This window comes from Dongia soli (assembly GCF_034044715.1).
Lineage (GTDB): Bacteria > Pseudomonadota > Alphaproteobacteria > Dongiales > Dongiaceae > Dongia_B > Dongia_B soli.
In genome coordinates, this window is sequence record NZ_JAXCLW010000002.1 from 152,771 (window position 1) to 172,506 (window position 19,736).

A 19,736-nucleotide genomic window follows, 5' to 3' on the forward strand; every position below is an offset into this window, starting at 1 on the left:
CTAGGGGATCAGGCTTCCTGATAGATCCACTGGCGCATGATATTGACTGCCTGTTCAGGATGCTGATCTACCAGTTCGGAAATCTTCTTGAGTGATGAAGCCCGGACGCGACCTTCGACCTGATTGATGTCGATCATCTGATCAAGCTCATTGGCCATATTCTCCGCATCCGCGAGCGCTTGCTGCATCATGTCGGGGCCGGTCAGGGCCAGCGCGGCTGCGGCGCCCGGCGGCAGGGCGGCCGCGGCTTCCGGCGTCAAGCCGGGCAGGCTCTGTTCGGCTGCTTCGCTGCCAGGCAGGGCCAGGAGGCGGTTGAGGAGCGGCCGGACGACCAGCAAGAGGACCAGAACCGCCACGGCCGCCAAGACCACAAGTTCGACGATCCGCATGATGTCTTGCTTGTCGAGACCGAGGAAGACGGTGCCATCGCCGACCGGCCCTTCTTCCTGAGCGAAGGGCAGGTTGACGACCTCGACCACGTCGCCACGTTTCTCATCGTAACCGATGGCGGATTTGACCAGATTCGAAATCTGATCGAGCTCTTCCTTGCTGCGGGGCTGATATGTCTCCTGGCCATCCGTCCCTTTTGTATAAATGCCGTCAACCAGCACGGCGGCGGAAATCCGCTTGATGGTGCCATTGGTCTTGACTTCAGTCTGGACGCGCTTGGAGATTTCGTAATTGACGGTCTCTTCTGTCCGGGCGTTCTGCGAATTGGAGGTATTGCTGTTGGCACCCTGCTGCGATGGCGGGTTAGGGACATTATTAGCAACACTGACCGAGCTGTCGCCGGACTTTTCCTGCGTATTGCTCTTATCCTCGACGGTTTGGGTCGAGCGTACGACCTGACCTTCCGGATCGTAGTTTTCGGTATTCGTCGTGACTTTGTTGTAGTCGATATCGGCCGTAACTTCGGCACGCACTTTGCCAACACCCAGCGTCTGGCCCAGCAGCTGTTCGATCGACTGCGACATGCGGGCTTCATAACCCTGGCGCATTTCCACGGCATTGGCGGCGTCGAATTCGTCTCCGGCTTCCGCCCCCTTGGCCAGCAGGTTGCCACGGTTATCGATCACGGAAACATTGCTGGATTTCATGCCAGGAACGGCCGAGGCGACCAAATGCTGGATCGCCTGGACCTGCTCCTTGTCGAGACTGCCTTGCAGGACAAGCACGACAGAGGCGGTGGGTTCAGCACGGTCGCGCGAGAAGAGCTCACGCTTCGGCATGACCAGATGGACGCGCGCCGACTTTACCTGGCGGAGGGAGCGGATGGTTCTCGACAACTCGCCTTCAAGGGCGCGCAGCTGATTGATCTGCTGGACGAAATTCGTTGTTCCCAGGGCATCCGCGCGGTCGAAGATTTCATAACCGATGGAACCGCCGCTGGGGATGCCTTCGCCGGCCATCGCCAGGCGGAGCCGGGCAACCTGGTCCTCCGGCACATAAATCTGGTCGCCATTGCCGCGCAGTTCGTAAGGGATCTGCTGTGCTTCAAGGCGTTGGACGATTTGCTCCGAATCGGTGGCATCCAGACCGCTATAGAGGAGGCTCATACCTGGTGTGGTGAGGCGTGCCGTCAGGAAGACAAAGAAAGCAATCAAACCCAGGGCAACTGCGCCAAGGGCCGCGAGTCTGATCGGGCCGAGATTGCGCAAGGTCTGTATCAGTGGATTCACCGCTTCACCCTCGATCGGAATAATCGATTGGCCCCTTGCCGACCCCTCAGGTTCGAAAACCCAAGCAAATAGACAAAATGTCCCGACCGAGCCGGGTCAGCCACTGCCAGAGAGTAAATCTGAGGCGTTAACAAGCTCTTAAGGTGCGGAAAAAATTGCCTAGCAGCCGGCAAAAAATTCCGACCGGATGCTTTCCTAAGAATATCAGCAGGCGCGTGGATGCTTGTTCCGGCTGGCGGAAGACGAACTAAGGCGGGGGCGGGAAGGGTATGGCTTGGGTGCCGTGAGCGCGGCTGCGACTCCTCCGATCAGCCGCTGATGGGGAATGATCGAGCGGCGTCCTGAGGTCAGATTTTATCGTGTTCTTTCTCGAATTCGCTGGGACTACTGCGATAATCCTGAAGCCGTGTCGTGCGCAAACCGCGCAGACCGTGGCGGTCGATCGACTTCTGCCAGGAAAGGAATTCTTCGACGGATAACGTATACCGCGCACAGGCTTCTTCCAGGCTGATTAAGCCCGCGCGAACGCCCGCGACAACTTCCGCTTTGCGACGAATAACCCAACGTTTGGTGCCAGGCGGCGGCAAATCTTCCAGACGCAAACGGTGCCCGTCGATGCCAACGCCGTTATTGGACATGTGGTCCAGCTCGATCGTCATGAGCTGCTCCCTCATCCTTCGACATGTTTTTAATGTTGTGAAAGCCTAGCGGGAGCGGATTAAAGATTCGCTAAATCGCCGGCGGACATCGCAGCTCATGGGTGTAGAATTGCATAAAATTTTATGTATTTGGGATTGTAGCCGAAGGTAGAGAGGCCCGCTCCCGATTGGTGCTCGAGCGGTCAGGCCGCCGGTTTTTGCTCTTGCTCGTCGGGCGTATTAGAGGTGTCGGGGGCATCCGGCGTATCGTCATCGGCCGGCGGCGTCGGAGTTGTGGCCGGGGAATCCTGGTGAACGATCTTGATAATCTTATCGATCGGATAGCTGACGGAACCAACATTCAGGCTGACATTGCCGCCCTTGATATCGGCTGAATCGACTTTGCCGAAAGCGGTGATGGGGGCGCTGTGCATTGTGCCGCTGGCATCCGAATAGACGACCGAAACCTGATATTGGCCATCCGGTAGCTGTCCTGCGAAGCCTTGACCCTCCCAGTCGACCTGATAGGTGCCGACCCCCTCATTGGCCTGCTGCACCAAGACAATCTGGCCCTTGGAATCCGTGATGCGCAGCTCCGCCTGAGTTGCGCTCTGTTCAATCTGGTATTGGAAACTTGCGTGACCGTCCTGCAAGGAGATCTGGTCGCTATCGACCGCGACCGTATTTCCCAAGAAGCTCGCGGCCGCATAGGTATTGGTAGAGGATTGCAGGTTAATGAGCTGATTCAGGCTCTTGTTTTGCTGAATCATCTGTTCGACGGAGGCAAATCCGACCAATTGCTGGGTAAACTGCGCGGTGTCGAGCGGCGACAGCGGATCCTGATTCTGCAACTGCTTCGTCAGCAGCAACAAGAAGTCGTTATACTGGCTATTAAGCGAAGCCGAGGCGTCATCGGTAGGGCTAGACGGCGTGTTGGTCTGAGTCTGGTTTTTCCCCAGGATGTCAGCGACATTCGGCGTTGAGTTGATGGTGGTCATGTCCGGTCCCTTCCGCTCGTTCAGACCTCGACATCGACCAAGCCATTGGCGGTATCGATTTCAGGGGCGCTGGCGGCAGTTATCCGGTCGGCCGGGCCGGCAACTCCTGCCTGGCCAGACGTACGTGATGACTGCCGACCACCCTGTCCCCAATCACCGGAACCGGAAAAATCCCCGGTATTTCCGCGCTGTAGATTGAAGGACAGGCTGCCGCTGTCGGTCTTCAACCCTGCCTCATGCAAGGCTCGTTCCAACGCCCGGGAATCCCGCTGCAAAAGATCCAGGGTTGCCGGCCGTTCCACTGTCACCGTGGCGCGCACCTTCTTGTCGTCGTCGATATCCATCTTCACGTGGATCCGTCCAAGCTCTTCCGGCGACAATTGAATGCTGATCTTATCGACACCATCCCGGGCAGCGCGTTGCATGTGGACCGCGACCTGTTCTTGAAGGGGCATATTGCCGAGTTGTTGTTTCAGGGCGGCGATGAAGTCGGCTTGCTTCGAGGGGCTTGCCGTCAGCATCGGCGACATTGGCCAAGTGCCGAACCCGCCATAATTTCCCGTGCCGTTATCAAAGCCGCCAAAATCGCCATTGCCGAAATCGGCGCGGCCCCCAAGATCGCTATCCTGGCCCATTGGCGCGGCGCTCGGCTGTGGCTGGGATTGCGTAGACTGAACCACCGCTTGAGGTGCGCGTACGGTGTCGATCTTGGCCGGGTCTCTTTGACTGCCTTTCTCAGCCAGACCCTTACGCGGTCCAGCGGTGAGGGGATTATCATCGGTAATCGACGAGCTGGCATTAGCCGGTTTTCCGACCGGAACCAGGATTTGATTGATCGCGAGCTGATCTTGGGTCGCGCCGTCATCGACAAGCGTGATCGTGCCCGATGGCGTCGTGGTGCTGCCGGGTTTCGTTTTGCCGTCCGCCGGCAATGCATTCTCCGGAAGATCGATCTCTAGATCCGGCGGAAAGCCAGGGGACAGAGCAATTTGCTGATCGGCCTGGTCCGATGCCCCTGGTCCGCCCGCCGCTGGCCCCGACGAAGCTGCCAGGCTCGCTGTCGCACCGGCTTTTGGTGCCGAGGCGGGGTCTGCGGTCGTCACGGCAAGGTTGCTGACTGGAAGGGCAGCTACGGTCACGACGCCCCCAACCGGTTGGCCGTTCGCTGCCTGGTCATTCGCCACCTGCCCACCGGCCGCCTGGCCATCTGCTGCCTGACCGTCCTGGGCTGGCGGCTGCTCCTGACCCTGCTGTTGTTGGCCGGTTTGGTGATCCGACGCGTCGTCCTGCTTGCTGTGATGATGGACGTTGTTGCTATCGGCTGCTTGCTGTTTGCCATCCGTGGCGGCGGTTGCCGTATCGCTCGTCGCGTCGTCATCGGCCTTGCCGGTGTCTTTGCGCGTTTTCGCGGTATCCTTCGATCCCTTATCCTCACCCGCTCGAGCGGAGTCCGTTGGTTTCGTCTGCGCAGTAGCCGGACGATCGTCGCGCCGATCATGCAACCTATCGGTTCCAGCGGTTTGACGATCCGATGGCGTTGAGGGCCGCTTCGGCTGCGGCTCCGAGGCATCGTTACGCCATGCCGTCATTCCGGCATCGTAATTGCTCCGGCGCCATGAAGCGGACCGCGTATCGGCGGGCACCAGGGACTGCCAGCGGTTATTGTCCGCTTTCTGGCGCAGCAGGGCGGCGAAGTCATCGCCGCCCTGGCTGGCGATTTTGTTGCGCGCTTCCTGCTGCCGACTTTCGGTCGGCTTCGCGAGGCCAATGAGGTTGAACGGCATCGAGGTCATGGAAGTCCATCAGGCAATGAAGTTGACCAGCGACAATCTCGCGGTTGAGGCAAAGGCAGCGAAGGAGGTCTGCAGCTGAAGTTGGGCTGCCTGGATCTTAGCCGCCACTTCGTTTTGATCGATTCCCTCGATCTTTTCCGTCGAATTGCTGAATACGTTGATCGAGGTCTTATGGGCCAGAGTGGCTGCGGACATGACCGTATCATTCACCGTATTGTCGCTATGAAGAGCTCTAATTCCGGTAAGCGAATCCTGTGCCAGCTGCCTGGCGACATCCATCTTGGACTGATAATTGGCCGGATCAGCAACGGCGGACTGGGCATAGCGAAGGGCCATGACAAGTCTCTGCATTGCCGGGTCGTTGGCGCTGAAGGTGTATTTCAGGTTGGTATTGTCGGCGATGGTGAGGGTTCCGCGCTGCCAAGCCAAACTGGAATCTGTTGGCTCCTGATAGGTGCTGTAATCCGGCGATGCCGGATTGCTGACGGGCATCGGATTGGCGACCTTCACTTCGGTCTTCAGCTCCACGCCCGGTGTCGTGCCGGTCAGGATCAGCTTGCCACTGCCGGTCGGACCGGCGACGGCCGATGCCGGGAAGGGCGGTGTTTGCGAATTGGCGAGAGCCGTCAGATGAATGGCAATGGCATCCATGTCTTGCTCGGTGCCATCGGTGGTATAACGGATGGTCCGGCCATTCACTGTCAACTCGTAGACGTCGCCTTTGCGGCCCACCGGTCCACTTAACGCAACTTCATCGACCTGGGACAGGGGACCGGGCGCGATATTAGCGATCGTCTGTGTCTGGACCGGCGCCGCCGTCGTGGTCGGGCCGGCATCGATCGTCAAGGCAGAGGTCATGGTAAAGGGAACGCCCGGCGTATCGGATGTGACCGACAGATGACCGTTGCGAATAACCGCCGTCACGCCAAGCCCGGCAGCATTGATCTGGTCAGCCATTTGCTGCGCGACCGATCCTTCAGTATCGAAAGTGCTCGTCGTGACCGTGAATGGTCCGCCGACCGGTGCCGTGAAGCTGATGGAATATTGATCGCCCGCTTCGCCGAACGGTCCGGGGAAGCTGACCTCTTCCTGCTGCGCAACAGGCACGACGGTACGCTGCGTGGTCGCCACCTTGGCGCTTTCGCCGATGCCTGCATGGGACGTGAAGGCAGTCGCCGAGCTGAGCTGCAGCGTACCGCTGCCGGTATTGGTCACGGAAACACTGAAGGGCGGCTGATGCGTGTTGATCTGGTCGACCAGCTTGGCGGCGATCTCGTTCAGATCCTTTTCGTTGCCCGTGGTCCGGTAGCTGATCGTGACCGGCGCGGTGTTGTTGGGCGGATCCATGATGGTGACGCTATAAGTCTCGCCGATAACGCCAACCGGGCCGGACAGGGAAATTTTGTCCACTTGGTTCGCGCCAAGCGGGACATTTGCCTGAACGGTCTTCGAGGTTGAAGGCGTCGGATCGGTGCCGGTGATCGATACCGAGAAACCCGTGCCGGGCGTTGTCGATTTGATCGTCAGGCCTTGGCCATCTACATCCTGCACGGTAACGCCGGTGATCGCCGGATTGCCGGTAATGGCCGTCGCAAGTTGACTGGCCAATTGCTGCTGGGTCAGCGGGCCGGTAAAGGTGAGCGGCGTACCGTTCACCGTAATGGTCTCCGTCTGATTAGTGCCGAGATAATCGGCGGTGATCCGCGTTTCCTGAACAATCGTCCCCGGCGCAAGCTGCTGGGTCGTCGCGTCGGAAATCGCGTTCTTGCTGCCCGTCGGATCCGGCAATCGCGAAAGATCGACCACCGGTATCAGATTGTTAATGTTCAAACCGCCGAACAGATAGCGGTCATTGACCCGTTCATTCAACAGCGCCATGACCTGGCTGAGGGCGTTGTTAACCTGGGCGACGATGGGCGAAACCTTGCCCTGCTGGGTCAGAACAGCCGAGATGGAATTGGTTTTGCCGCCATTGACATCCGTCATGCTGGCTGAGACGTCGAAGAGCGGGCCGGGTTGATTGCCCGTGATGGTAATGACCCCGCCAGTGGATGCCGCGGTGGCTTGTAAAGGCGGCTGGTGGGCATTGATCTGGGCGGTCAGGTTGCCGGCGATCTCATCGAGGTTGCCCTCGAGACCCGTCGTGACATAGCTGAAGACAACGCCATCGACGGTCACCTTATACACGTCGCCAGCATCGCCGATATCACCTTTCAGGGTGACCTGATGCTGCTGCAATGTCGGCGGGTCCGATTCCGGCGCCGTGAAGGCATCCATCAACTTAGATGCCAAATCTTCCAGACTGGTGAAGGCAGCATCATAGGCTTTGACGTCGGTCTGGGCACCGTCGATCGTTTGCATATATCCCTGGCGCTTGGAAATATCGGCCCGCAGGTCAAGCAGCCGGGTACTATCCGCCCCGTAGAACGTAAGGTCGGTTGACTTTTTCTCCGTGTTCAACTGCTCAAGCAGCGTATTCAGATTGGACTGAGTACGCTGGATGCCGCCAAGATTGCTCAGATAAGAGGCATAGCTGCTATAAGCGTTGATGGACATATCGTGCTCCTAAATCACGCCGCTATCAGCGCGAAACCGCTTGGTCCAGGGTGTCGAACATATTCTGAATGACGGTCAGCAAACGAGCGGAGGCTGCGTAGGCGTTCTGCAGAACCTGTAAATTCGCGATTTCCTCGTCGAGATTCACCCCGACATCTGCCTGGTAGCGCTGCCCCGTCATCGAGAGTGTGTCAGAATTGTATTTGGCCTGATCGCCGACCGTCTTCGCGTTTGAACTGGCAGTACCGATCACATTGCCGACGATGTCCGAATAGGAGACGTTGGTGGCCGAGAGGCCGGCTGCCATGAAATTACGGTCGGAATTGTTGAACGCACCAACAACATCGGAGGCTGCATTACGCTTCAACTGCTGCGTGCCGTCGAGCAGCGAAGCATTGACGGAGAATGAGTAGCGATCCGTTCCGGTGAAGAAACTGCCGCTCAATTCCGGCACTTGGCCATTGACCGAGGTCTGGACCTCAAAAGACTGGTTGTTCCCGGGGGCCGACAGCATGAGCGAGCCGACGCCGTTGGTGGCGGTAACGCCCACTGTCGGGTCGGCATTGATCTTATTGGTGAGCTGCGCCGCAATTTGGTCGAGGCTGGTATCTGATTCCGTGGCGGTATAGCTGAACGACTTGCCGTTCACATTGATGGTGAAGACATCGCCGGATTGGATGCTGCCGGAGAACGTGACCGTCGTTGATTGGCTTGTGGCAGCAGTAGCCTGAACCGTCGTGTTGAAGGACGCCTGAATGCGCTGCGACTGGGTGGCATTGTTATACGTCGCGGCAAAGGTCGATGGGTTCCCGGTCACCGAGGTAAAGGCGGAGACAAGCCCATCGAGCTGCGACTTCAGCTTACGAATCACTTCGCTCGCCGGATCGGCGCTGGGTGCCTGGTTCTTGGCGCTATTATCTGCGCGGAAATTCAGCAACGCTTTCAACTTGCCGTCGCGCAATTGACCGTCGATCGGCTGGCCGGATTCGACCGAGATGATATTCGTTCCGTTATAGCTGAATTTTTGCGGCGGGCCGTCGACCAACGACAGGCCACCGGTCGTGAAGAGCGCGATCGAGCCATTGTCGCGCTCGACGGTGCGGACATCCGCATATTGCGCCACCTGCCGGACCAACTGATCCCGCTGGTCGATCAGATCGCCATGTCCGGGATCGTTGGGATCCGACGCTTTCAGCTTAACATTGACGGCATAGACCTGATCCAGGAGGTCGTTGAATTGCTTGACGCTGTTATCGGTGTCCGTCGCGACGTCGCGATCGAGCTGATCGATGCCATCGGCCAGGCGATTGATCTCCTGGGCGAACTGGTTCCCCTTGCTGATCACCTCGCTTTGAGCGGCAGAGCTGTCCGGCTCGGATTGGAAAGTCTGCCAGGCTTTGACGAAATCGGTAAACAATGTCGTCAGGCCAGCGGAATCGGTGCTGCTGCCGAGCAGGTCCTGCACGCGGGAAAGATAGTCCGCCTGCGTACCGGACATGCCGTCCTTTGCCGTCAACCCTTCGTATTGCTTGCGCAGGGAGGCGTTGACCGCGTTTGCATAACCGGCGATCCCAACACCGCCGACTTGATCGGGGCCGTTGTACAGGCTCTGCCGGATGATCGACCGCTTGGTATAGTTGGGGTCGTCCGAATGTGCCACATTGGACGACAGCAGTTGCAGCGCCGACTGATTGAGCCTCAGTGAAGCGACCGCGGAATTCAAGGCACCGGTTAGCGACATCTTTACTCTCCCACCGACCTATGATGCCTTAGCGCTTGATCGCCAGGATGTCCTGAAGCATTTCGTCGGCCGTGGTGATGATGCGGGTGTTGGCGGAATAGGACCGCTGCGTCACGATCATCTTGGAAAATTCTTCGGCGATATCGACGTTGGAATCTTCCGTCGAGCTGCCACGGATGGTGCCGGCACCGTTTTCACCCGCTTCGGAGAGACGCGGCGCGCCGCTATCGAAGGTTTCGACGAAGGCCTGGCCATCTTCACGTTGCAGGGCTGTCGTGTCGTAGAACTGAGCAACGGGAACCCGGTAATAGACCTTGGTGTTGCCGTTGTCGTAGGTGATGGCGACATCGCCGTTATCGCGAATGTTCACATCCTTCAGAAGGCCTTGGGGCACGCCGTCCTGGACGAAGCGCTGCAGGTTAATATCATCGCCCTCGAACTGCGTCAGGCCACCGACCGAATTCTGGAATTTGCCGAGATTGAGGGTAATGGTTTGCGGGCCCGTGCCGTAATCGACCTGGAAATTGATGGTGGCGGGATCGTCGGCGTTCTGGCTCGCCGGAATCTGGGCATTGCCGCCGAGATTGTAGGCATTGGTGATCTGCGTCAGTTTGCCCGCGGTTTCTGGCGTGACGCCGAACTGGACATCGATGAAGCCCGGCACGTTGCCGTTTGCCGCGCTGGCGGCAGAGGTGAAGCCGGCGCCGGCCTTGCGGGCCGTCAAATTAAGAACACCGCCGGAAACCGAGGCGTCGACGCCGATGGACGGATTGGCATTGATAAGATCGGCTAAACCATTGGCGACATCCGCCAGTGATGTTTCGAGGCCAGTGCTGATATAGGTGATCTTGTTGGTGCCGACCGTCACCGACCAAGTATCGCCGACTTCCATGCTGCCGACGGTGCCGCTCAAGGTAATGGAATCGACCTGCGCGACGGGGGTGACATTCGGTGTCGTGGTGCTGACCGTGGCGGCAGCGCCACCGCCCGTGCCGCCAATCGAGGCGGTGAAGGGCGTTCCCGGCGCATCGGACGTGATGTTAAGCGTGCCGTTGCCGGGAACATTTGCCGTTGTGATCGCAATGGTCGAGGCGGCGCCAGTACCGCTACCGGTCACCGTGCCGCTGAAGGCGAGGCCCGCAGTATTCGCGGTCAATGTGAGGTCATTACCCACCACGGCGCCCGTCACGATATTGGAAACCGCGGTGCTGCCCGCAACCAGCGCCTGCAAGCCGGCCGCGACCTGTGCCGGCGTTTCCACCGCGCCGGAAGTATTCGTGTAGGTGATGGTGTTGCCATTCACGGAGAGGCTGACGGAATCACCGTTATTCAGGTTCGGCAGTGTCACGGTGTTGACCTGCGCGGTGCCACCGACCGTGCCGATATTGCCGGCTGTAACGAGCGCGGAAAGGCCAGGGTCTGAATTGATCCGCGATACGATCGCGGCGGCCGCCTGGGCGCTGGTGTACCCGCCGACCGGGGCTGTGATGGTGATCGGGTTGGAGCCGATCGTGTAGGTGAACGTATCGCCCTGCGCCATGGCCGGGATGGTCAATGTATCGACCTGTGCGACCGGCGGCACATTGGGGGTCACGGTTGTCGGCGTCGACATGGCCTGGTCGTCCAAGCCGGTGATCGTGCCACCGACTGGATCGAGCGTGCTATCGGGCGCCTGGATATCCAGCTTCCACATATTATCCGCACGTTTCTGCCAGACGAGCGAAACTGTATGCGGATTGCCGAGGTTGTCATAAATGGTGATGTTATTCGGCGCTAGAGGCGGGGTCGGATTGACCTCAGAATCGGCGGGCAGGTTGCCGACGAAATCCATCGAGCTGGTCGGGGTCGGCTCGTCGATGACCTGGGTGATCTTAATCGGTTGCAGCGAGGCTGCGTCAGCCGCACCTGTTTTCGGATCGACCGACCAGGCATTCAGATAGTAGCCGCTGCCATTGACCATATAGCCGTCGCGATTGACCTCGAAATCGCCGGCGCGGGTGTAATAGGGCAAATTGCTGAAGGTCGTCTGATCAGCCGTCTGGCCGGTCGGCCGGCTCACCACGAAAAAGCCGTTGCCGCTGAGCGCCAGGTTGGTGGTGACATCCGAGGTGCTGATATTTCCCTGCAGGCCGTTCGCGTAGTAGGGACTTGCCACCACGCCGCCCGGCTGATGGTTATTGGCGTTCGAGACGGTGATGAGGGATTCGAACCGGGTGCCGACCTTCTTGTAGCCGACGGTCTGGGAGTTGGCGATGTTATCGGAGATGGCGCCCATCGCGCGGGATTGGGCATTGAGCCCGCTGACCGCCGTAAACATCGCTCCAAGAATGCTCATATTTGCCTCGCGCGCTGAAATGAGTCGTTGTCGGCGACTTATCAAGCAATTCGCGGGCCAAGTAGTGTTCTGTAACCTTTTTCATTTATTTCAATTGGTTATCGTCGACTTCGTCGTCGCAAGTTTGGCTAAGCACTTAGCTGTCGCTCCATAATTTCCTAGCATCCGGCACGTCCCCGGCAAGGTATGCCAATTCTGCGGCAAAACCGAAATTCATGGTTAATTGACGATTATGGCCTAGTTCTTGCTGAGGAAATCCGAGAGGCATGGGGAGTATTGGATGTGCGGGATCGCTGGACTGCTTAATATCGACGGACGGCTGCCTGCCGATGAGGCGGCGAAAATCACCGGCGCGATGGGCCAACTGGTTGCTCATCGCGGACCGGATATGCAAGGCCTGTGGTCCGATCCGGCAAATTTGTGTCATCTTGCCCATCGCCGGCTCAGTATCATTGACCTCTCCGAAGCGGGCCGTCAGCCAATGAGCGATGCCAGCGGTCGCTATGTCGTAACGTTCAACGGCGAGCTCTATAACTATCAGGACATTCGTCGGGAGCTTGAGCAAGAGGGACATCGCTTCTTCACGAAAAGCGATACGGAAGTCCTGTTGCTAGGTTACATCGCCCATGGCGAGCGCATTTTCGAAATGGCAGACGGTATGTTTGCCGTCGCGATATACGACAGGCAGCAACGCAGCTTGCTCCTGGCGCGCGACCGCGCTGGCGAAAAGCCCCTTTATTATATGCAGGCGGGGAATGTTTTCGCCTTCGCGTCTGAGCTACAGGCACTTACCGCCGTCCCCGGTGTGGATCACCGCATGTCGGAAGGGGCACTGGCGGCTTATTTGCTGTTCCGATATGTCCCGGCGCCAGCGACGATCCTTGCGGGCATCAGCAAGCTGATCCCGGGGCATTTATTGAAGGTCGAGGCCGACGGCTCATATGTGGAGCGCCGGTATTTTGCCTTTGAATTGCAGCCAAACTATAATCCAAGCCAAGCTCACTTCGAGAAATACGCGAGTGAAGTCGAGAATGCGCTGATCGCTTCCTTGAAGCGTCGGCTGGTTAGCGATGTGCCCCTGGGCGTCTTTCTGTCGGCTGGCATCGATTCCTCTCTCGCCTGCGCGTTGATTACCAAGAGGCTGGGACATAGTCCCCGCACTTTCACCATCGGCTTTGAAAACGATGCGGAGAGTGAACATCAAGTGGCCCTGCGGATTTCGCAATGCCTTGGGACGCAGCACAGTCAGTATGTTTTTTCCGCGTCAGATTTCGACGCTATCGGCAGCCAGATTGGCAAGTTCATGGATGAGCCGAATGGCGACCGTTCGTGTGTTCCGACTTACCTGCTGTCCAAATTTACCCGCGAATCTGTCACCGTGGCGATCTCCGGCGATGGCGGGGATGAATTGTTCTGCGGATATGGTCGCTATCGCGGTGTCCCCCAGGCGATGAAAGAACCCTGTTGGGAAAACCCCCGCGCAACGATAGGCGCCTATTTCGATCGTTTTCTGGCCGTCTTCGGAATCGCTGCGACCAGTGAGATATTGCCGAACGGCTGGCGGTCGATTGCGTCGCTGCTCGAAAGCTTCATTCCGATCTTCCAGCATCCCGGCCGTGATGTTGTTAACGGACTGCGGCAACTGGATTTCGCGACTTATCTGCCGGGCGCCGTCCTGCCTAAAGTCGACCGCATGAGCATGCGTTGGGGATTAGAAGTCCGGACGCCATTTCTTGAGCCGCAGGTCATGCAATTGTCGAGCAGGTTGAGCGGCGCCTATTGCCATAACGACAAATTTGCGAAGCTGACGTTACGGCAAATTCTCGGCAAATATCTGCCCAGTGACATCGTGTCTTTGCCAAAGCGAGGCTTCGGTATGCCTGCAAGCGTCTTCATCAATAACAAGGAAAAGACGGCGGCCGAACTGGATGTCACTCGAGAGCGCATTCTTGGCACGCGCTTTTTCTCTGAGCGCCGCGAGCTTGTCGAGAGCCTGATGCAGAAATCGGGTCAGAACATCAACAGTATCTGGGCGACAATCGTCCTCGGCCAATGGATGGAATCCTTTCCGGTGAAGCTCTAATGATAAATCCAATTGCGCCACAGAAGCTGGATCTCGACGCAATTTTGCAGATCGCTCGGTTGCAGCTGTCTGATCAGCCGGCTGCCGATAGCCTGCAGAAAACAACTGCCTTCGAGGCGATCTTCAATCAGGCGGCAGGTGCACTGAGCAACGCGGCCTCCGTGAATATATTTGTCTTTCATGCCGAAGTACCAGCGTCAGCCAGCGCTATCAACTACCGCGACGTGACGATCGACCACAGCAAGTTCGATTATAACCGCATCGTCGAACATTGCATCAAGGCTGGACTTGCGGCACAACCGGGTGCTCGCGTCATACTCGTGACCGATGATCAATTCGGCCGTAACTTCGCCCATCCAGCCCTGGTGACGGTCCGGTTGCCGCTGGATACGGCCAGCCCTATGTATCAACGTGTCGTCGCCATGTATGCTTACGTTCGTTCGGCGCTTTTTACGGTGCCCACCGTTTTTCTTGATGGCGACGCTTTTCTGAACGATCGCGTTGACAGAGTTTTTAAGGCGAATTTCGATGTCGCCGTAACCTATCGGCATCAAGCCGGCTTGATGCCGATCAATGAGGGTGTGCTTTTTGCCAATCCGGCAAATAAGACGGGAGTCGGTAACTTCTTCCGTTTCTATCTTGGCACCTATGATTGCTTATGCCGGCATCCTATCATTCGGGATTACTATGGCGATATCAAACGCTGGCGTGGCGGACAACTGTCGCTGAATGCTTTGGCATGCCCGCTCGGCCTGCCGAGCGAGCTGGATCAAGCTAATCTACAAGGCGCACGCATCACATATTATGCTTGCGACACCTTCAACTTTTCGATGGAAGGCGGGCAGAACTACCAGAAACACGAGCTGGACTCGAAAGTTGTTCTGCATTTAAAGGGCCGGCGCAAGGTTCTCCTGGATGCAATCGCGGAATACCAGCAGCAACGTCATCGGGCGCTGGAAAAATTGTCGCTGTCTCAGTCGATTGCCGATACCACCGTCCGTGACCAGTCGGTTCGGCCGACGGCACAAGTGCCGACCTCGTTGGCCGACCGTATCTATTCACTAGATACAACGACACCCGCTGATTATGAGCCGCCGGCAGTGATCAACTATGCCCAGGCTTCGCTAACCGAGATCGCCGATCACTTCAAGACGGATAAGGGAACGATCAAGCATCATTACACCCGGCATTATGAGACCTACTTCTCCCCTTTGCGACAGAGGCCGGGAGTCTCCTTGATGGAAATCGGCGTCGCCTGTGGATCGTCCTTGAAAATGTGGTCGAAGTATTTTGTCAACGCCCAGGTCACGGGTGTCGATATCAGGGAAGAATGTAAGCAGCTGTGCAAAAGATACCCGAACATATCGATCTATATCGCCGACGCTTCGAAGAAGGCGATCGACGGGCAATTTGATATCATCATTGACGACGGCTCCCATGTCAGCAGGGATATCGTGGATACCTTTCGGCTGAATTGGCCGAATTTGAAGCCAAGCGGCATCTATGTGATCGAAGACCTGAAATGCACGCATAATCCAGCATATCGTTCGCTGCTGCCGTTCGATATTCCGGAAGAGCGGTTCAACCGGCATCATTTCACCGCCATGATCGACGACTGCTTGAAACAGATGGATTGGCGGCAGAGCGACATAGAATTCATACACTTCTATCGCGAGTTGGCTTTCATCAAAAAGGCAGCGGCGTGATTATCTGAGGCGCAAGCCTAGATGATATCTGAAAAGCGCAGGGAAAGACCGTAATGGCGATGAATGTTGCAGTGCTGGATGCCTTGTTAAAGGTCGCCAATCAATTTGCCGGTGAAAAGCGTGTAGCGTCTCTCGGTTATCCGGATCTCCTCGTTACACATGAGCGATTAGTCGGTTTTTTCGGAGCGGACGTGTTAGCTAGCGCCGCGCGGCGCCCGGACCTCGACCGTATCCTTTCCTTGCACGGTCTGACCGGGCAGATGAACTGTGTTTATGATACGATAGGACTACTGGCGAGCCGCGGCATTCATATGGATTGCCTCGATATTGTTGCGACGCGAGGCTCGGAAATCGTCGTCGATCTCAACGAACAAATCCCGTCCGAACTGGTCGGACAATATGAGATCGTGTTCGATGGCGGTACGATGGAACACTGTTTCAATGTGCCGCAGGTCTTGAAGAACATCCTGGCGATGACCAAAGTGGGCGGTTATATCGTGCATGTGAATCCGCTGAATATGTTCAATCACGGTTTCTATTCTTTTAGCCCGACCTTCTATCATGATTTCTACAGCCAAGGCGGCCATCGGTTGGCCGCGGCGATACACGGTTTCAATGGTCCCTCTCTTGCCCCTAACGTCTTCACCTTGCCGACGGTTCAGCGCTTCGACAAGGCGCCGGAACGCGCGTCTCTCATCGTCATTGCTCAGAAAATGGTCGAACGGGACGCGGGATGGCCGGTGCAAACTAAGTATTTGACGATGATTCCCAAACAGGCGTGAGCTTGGAGCAAGATCGAGGGGTGATGCGACTATTGGCCGCTCCGTGGCCGCGGCACGGAGTTGCGGGCATGCCTGTCACTCATGAAATATGCATCTCGTTGATATAGATAACTTCTTTATCCACTTATTTCACACTTCGAAGGCGCAATTTCACACAAAAAGATTATAAAAACACTTGAATTTTCCATTTGAATGGCGTTATTTCTGCGCTAGACGCTCTCTTGTGGCGATCTGACGAGCGCTTATATTGCATCGAAGTCGTGACCCCGCAGCGCGGCATGGTAATGCCGCCATCTGTCTATCGAGCTAACGAGATCATGAGCAATCTGAATCAAGAAACTATTTTGGATGTCCATCACTGGACCGACTCCTTGTTTACGTTCAAGGCGACGCGTGATCCGTCATTCCGTTTTCAGAATGGGCAATTCACGATGATCGGGCTTGAAGTCAACGGTAAGCCGCTGCTGCGCGCCTACAGCATGGCGAGCGCCAATTATGAAGAGAATCTCGAATTCTTTTCGATCAAGGTGCAGGACGGTCCGCTCACCTCGCGCCTTCAGCACTTGAAAGTCGGTGACAAGATCCTGGTTGGACGCAAGCCGACAGGTACACTGCTGACGTCCAATCTGCTGCCGGGCAAATATCTCTATTTGCTTGCGACCGGCACGGGATTGGCGCCGTTCATGAGCTTGATCAAGGACCCCGAGGTCTATGATCTCTATGAAAAGGTCATTCTGGTTCACGGCTGCCGCGGCGTGGCCGAATTGGCCTACCAGGACATCATCACCAAGGAACTGCCGAATAACGAATTTTTCGGCGAGGGTGTGCGCGATAAGCTGATTTATTATCCGACCGTGACGCGTGAGCCATTCCGGAACAGAGGCCGCCTGACCGACCTGATCGAGAGCGGTAAATTGTTCGACGATATCGACTTGCCGGAAATGAGCATCGAGCATGACCGCCTGATGCTCTGCGGCAGCCCGGCGATGCTGAAGGATATGCGCGCCATTTTCGATAAGCGCGGCTTCATCGAAGGCAGCCATGCGCAGCCGGCTCACTATGTCATCGAGAAGGCTTTCGTCGAACAGTAAGCCGATCTGATTTGTATTCGTGCAATGCCCGGACTTGTTCCGGGCATTGTCGTTTGTGCCTGGGAGTTGGTCAGGCTTAGCTATCAACGATCTGCAACCAGGGCCACCGATCATGATAGCTTTGGGCTTTCCGCTCGAAAGCCGTTGGATCGACGCAGGCCGGATTAGCCCGTAAGAGACCGGCCTCAAGATCACTCAGGCCGTAAGGCGCAATCACGTGGAGACTGCCGTCTCCTGCTGCGGAGAGGCCAAGACAGGTGCCAAGCACCGGAAACCGGGCAATTGCGTCGCTGACAGACGACATGGGCGGGCAGGGGCAACCGAAGCGTTCCGGATACCAAAGATGGATGCGAGCCTGATTGCGAATCTCAAGAATGCCGTCAATATCCTGGAACAGGTGCGCCGCTCGCTTGATGACCCGGTCTTCTGCCTCGAAAGACAGATCCGTGTCGAAATAGAAGATATCGTAATCATTAATCTGGTCTGTTGGCGGCCGGCCGCTACGCTGGTTCAGATAAGGCTGCCAAATACAGCCGGCAACGAGGCTGGCCTGGTCCAGCCCCAGAAAGGGCAAACGCTGCAGAATTTTGCCATTAATGGAATTGGCGAGTGCGGCGGAGATCAGATCCATCAGCCGAGAGTGCAGTGATCAGCGATATGATGCAAGGGAAGGTGCTTCGGCGCGATTGATTTCCATCAATATGATATCGCAATCCGAGGCTGTGCGCTAACATGGCCTAATCAGAAATAGGACGATGACATGCGCGTCGAAAAGCATACGGGCTTCCAGCGGGTTCGCGATCCGGAGGAAGCCGTCGACAGATTGAAGGAAATGCATGTTGCCGCGACGACGGCGCTTCGGGATGCGTTGGAGCGGTATCTTGTCGACGGTCAGGCGCCGAGTACGGCGGAACTCGCCCGGTTTCGTTATCCGGAATTACGGCTGACCTACCGGCCGGAAGGCGTCATGCCGGCTTCGGCCCGTGCTTATGCGAAGTTTCAGGGACCCGGTGTCTATAGCACGACAATCACCCAGCCCGATCATTTCCGCGGCTACCTTCTCGAGCAACTGCGTCTCCTGGTGCAGGATTTTGAGGCCACTATCGAGGTGGGGCCCAGCGCGCAGGATATTCCTTATCCCTATGTTGTTGATCATGGCGATGAGCTGTCGGGTCGTGGCGTCACGGCTCCGGAGCTTGCGCGCTTCTTTCCGGTTCCGCTTCTCGCGGCCGTTGGTGATGAGATCGCCGATGGATTATGGGAGGACCAGCCCGGGATGCCCCGGCCGCTCGCTTTGTTCGACGCGGTCCGGGTGGATTTTTCGTTGAAGCGTTTGACCCATTACATTGGCACCGATTGGCGTGCCGTGCAGCCCTGGATTTTGCTGACCAATTATCACCGTTATGTCGATCAGTTCGTCCGTTGGGCACTTGCTCAATTGCAGGGAAATGGTCGATTTACACGTCTGGTCTTGCCGGAAAATGTGATAATCGAACGGGGCACTTCCGAGGAAGAGGCCATCGCCCGGGCCATGAACATTGCCTGGCATCGCTTCCAGATGCCGGCCTATCACTTGATCGCTGAGGACGGCCATGGCGTGACACTGGTGAATATTGGGGTCGGGCCGGCGAATGCCAAGAATATCACTGATCATCTTGCCGTCCTCCGACCGCATTGTTGGCTGATGATCGGGCATTGCGGCGGGTTGCGTCAGTCACAGACGATTGGCGATTATGTTTTGGCACATGGATATCTGCGGCAGGACTGCATCCTCGATGCCGCGGTGCCGCCCGATATTCCCATCCCGGCCTTGGCCGAAGTCCAGGTCGCGTTGCAGGAAGCTGCGGCCTCCGTTACCGGCGATCGGGGTGAAGCGCTGAAGCGCCGGTTGCGGACCGGCACGGTTATGACGAATGATGACCGCAATTGGGAGCTGCGCTGGCAGCAGGAAAGACGGCGGATCAACCTGTCGCGCGCCATTGCCGTCGATATGGAATCCGGCACCATTGCCGCACAAGGGTATCGGCTGCGTGTTCCCTATGGAACGCTGCTTTGTGTTTCCGACAAGCCCTTGCACGGGGAAATCAAGCTGCCAGGATCGGCCAATGCATTCTATGAGCGAGCTGTGGGCGAGCATCTGCAGATCGGCTTGGCGACCCTGGACCTGTTGCGTGGGCAACGCGAATCTTTGCATTCACGCAAATTGCGCAGCTTCGACGAGCCGCCTTTCCGGTAAAACCGGATGGAGACCGAACTGGCTGTCGTTGAAAAGAAAAGCCCTCCCGTACTGAAACGGAGGGCAAAGTGCACCGCTAGGCGGCGCTGTCAGGAACT

General features: G+C 57.2%; 14 protein-coding genes. 5 read left to right on the forward strand and 9 right to left on the reverse strand.

From position 1 onward, the window contains the following. Nucleotides 1-8 precede the first annotated feature (8 nt). The 8 genes from fliF to SMD27_RS07325 form a co-directional block, all read right to left on the reverse strand. Complete coding sequence (gene fliF / locus SMD27_RS07290; protein WP_320507710.1) at nt 9-1,679, reverse strand: flagellar basal-body MS-ring/collar protein FliF; 1,671 nt, start codon at nt 1,677-1,679, stop codon at nt 9-11. Nucleotides 1,680-2,026: 347 nt separating this feature from the next. Beyond that, on the reverse strand, nt 2,027-2,338 hold the full coding sequence (gene sciP / locus SMD27_RS07295; RefSeq protein WP_320507711.1) for a CtrA inhibitor SciP: 312 nt from the start codon (nt 2,336-2,338) through the stop codon (nt 2,027-2,029). A 182-nt stretch (nt 2,339-2,520) separates the two neighbouring features. After that, nucleotides 2,521-3,315: a flagellar hook assembly protein FlgD gene (locus tag SMD27_RS07300; RefSeq protein WP_320507712.1), complete on the reverse strand. Its 795-nt coding sequence runs from the start codon at nt 3,313-3,315 to the stop codon at nt 2,521-2,523. 20 nt (nt 3,316-3,335) lie between these two features. Further along, nucleotides 3,336-5,108, reverse strand: a complete 1,773-nt coding sequence (locus SMD27_RS07305) for a flagellar hook-length control protein FliK (RefSeq protein WP_320507713.1) — start codon at nt 5,106-5,108, stop codon at nt 3,336-3,338. A 9-nt stretch (nt 5,109-5,117) separates the two neighbouring features. Next, entirely contained in the window at nt 5,118-7,664 is a 2,547-nt protein-coding gene (locus SMD27_RS07310) for a flagellin hook IN motif-containing protein (RefSeq protein WP_320507714.1), read from the reverse strand. 25 nt (nt 7,665-7,689) lie between these two features. Further along, nucleotides 7,690-9,405 (reverse strand): flagellar hook-associated protein FlgK, encoded by a 1,716-nt coding sequence (locus SMD27_RS07315; protein WP_320507715.1) that lies wholly within the window; start codon nt 9,403-9,405, stop codon nt 7,690-7,692. A gap of 28 nt (nt 9,406-9,433) precedes the next feature. Next, the gene (locus SMD27_RS07320; protein WP_320507716.1) at nt 9,434-11,740 is read right to left on the reverse strand and encodes a flagellar hook-basal body complex protein; all 2,307 of its coding nucleotides are present in this window, start codon (nt 11,738-11,740) and stop codon (nt 9,434-9,436) included. A 136-nt stretch (nt 11,741-11,876) separates the two neighbouring features. Then, on the reverse strand, nt 11,877-12,176 hold the full coding sequence (locus SMD27_RS07325) for a hypothetical protein (protein ID WP_320508677.1): 300 nt from the start codon (nt 12,174-12,176) through the stop codon (nt 11,877-11,879). Here SMD27_RS07325 and asnB point away from each other — a divergent pair. From asnB to SMD27_RS07345, 4 genes are all read left to right on the forward strand, one after another. Continuing rightward, on the forward strand, nt 12,084-13,823 hold the full coding sequence (asnB, locus tag SMD27_RS07330; protein ID WP_320508640.1) for an asparagine synthase (glutamine-hydrolyzing): 1,740 nt from the start codon (nt 12,084-12,086) through the stop codon (nt 13,821-13,823). The two genes, SMD27_RS07325 and asnB, sit on opposite strands and share 93 nt — an antisense overlap. Beyond that, a complete protein-coding gene (locus SMD27_RS07335; protein WP_320507717.1) occupies nt 13,823-15,529 on the forward strand; it encodes an SAM-dependent methyltransferase in 1,707 nt (568 codons plus the stop codon). Before asnB ends, SMD27_RS07335 begins: the two co-directional genes overlap by 1 nt. A 53-nt stretch (nt 15,530-15,582) precedes the next feature. Beyond that, a complete protein-coding gene (locus SMD27_RS07340) occupies nt 15,583-16,311 on the forward strand; it encodes a hypothetical protein (protein ID WP_320507718.1) in 729 nt (242 codons plus the stop codon). Between the two features lie 317 nt (nt 16,312-16,628). Continuing rightward, nucleotides 16,629-17,402 carry a ferredoxin--NADP reductase gene (locus tag SMD27_RS07345; protein ID WP_320507719.1) on the forward strand — a complete coding sequence of 258 codons (774 nt, stop codon included), beginning with the start codon at nt 16,629-16,631 and terminating at the stop codon, nt 17,400-17,402. 76 nt (nt 17,403-17,478) lie between these two features. On the opposite strand, the gene SMD27_RS07350 is transcribed toward SMD27_RS07345, so the two are convergent. Continuing rightward, nucleotides 17,479-18,033 carry a nucleotidyltransferase family protein gene (locus tag SMD27_RS07350; protein WP_320507720.1) on the reverse strand — a complete coding sequence of 185 codons (555 nt, stop codon included), beginning with the start codon at nt 18,031-18,033 and terminating at the stop codon, nt 17,479-17,481. Between the two features lie 129 nt (nt 18,034-18,162). Here SMD27_RS07350 and SMD27_RS07355 point away from each other — a divergent pair, with 129 nt between their 5' ends. Next, a complete protein-coding gene (locus SMD27_RS07355) occupies nt 18,163-19,638 on the forward strand; it encodes an AMP nucleosidase (protein WP_320507721.1) in 1,476 nt (491 codons plus the stop codon). Nucleotides 19,639-19,736 lie beyond the last annotated feature (98 nt).

Coding starts and splice junctions, on each gene's coding strand:
- SMD27_RS07355 (WP_320507721.1), top strand. CDS start 18,163: ATGCGCGTCGAAAAGCATACGGGCTTCCAGCGGGTTCGCGATCCGGAG.
- SMD27_RS07345 (WP_320507719.1), top strand. CDS start 16,629: ATGAGCAATCTGAATCAAGAAACTATTTTGGATGTCCATCACTGGACC.
- SMD27_RS07315 (WP_320507715.1), bottom strand. CDS start 9,405: ATGTCGCTAACCGGTGCCTTGAATTCCGCGGTCGCTTCACTGAGGCTC.
- SMD27_RS07335 (WP_320507717.1), top strand. CDS start 13,823: ATGATAAATCCAATTGCGCCACAGAAGCTGGATCTCGACGCAATTTTG.
- SMD27_RS07300 (WP_320507712.1), bottom strand. CDS start 3,315: ATGACCACCATCAACTCAACGCCGAATGTCGCTGACATCCTGGGGAAA.
- SMD27_RS07325 (WP_320508677.1), bottom strand. CDS start 12,176: ATGGGCAAGATGACACAAATTTGCCGGATCGGACCACAGGCCTTGCAT.
- SMD27_RS07310 (WP_320507714.1), bottom strand. CDS start 7,664: ATGTCCATCAACGCTTATAGCAGCTATGCCTCTTATCTGAGCAATCTT.
- sciP (WP_320507711.1), bottom strand. CDS start 2,338: ATGACGATCGAGCTGGACCACATGTCCAATAACGGCGTTGGCATCGAC.
- SMD27_RS07340 (WP_320507718.1), top strand. CDS start 15,583: ATGGCGATGAATGTTGCAGTGCTGGATGCCTTGTTAAAGGTCGCCAAT.
- SMD27_RS07350 (WP_320507720.1), bottom strand. CDS start 18,033: ATGGATCTGATCTCCGCCGCACTCGCCAATTCCATTAATGGCAAAATT.
- SMD27_RS07320 (WP_320507716.1), bottom strand. CDS start 11,740: ATGAGCATTCTTGGAGCGATGTTTACGGCGGTCAGCGGGCTCAATGCC.
- SMD27_RS07305 (WP_320507713.1), bottom strand. CDS start 5,108: ATGACCTCGATGCCGTTCAACCTCATTGGCCTCGCGAAGCCGACCGAA.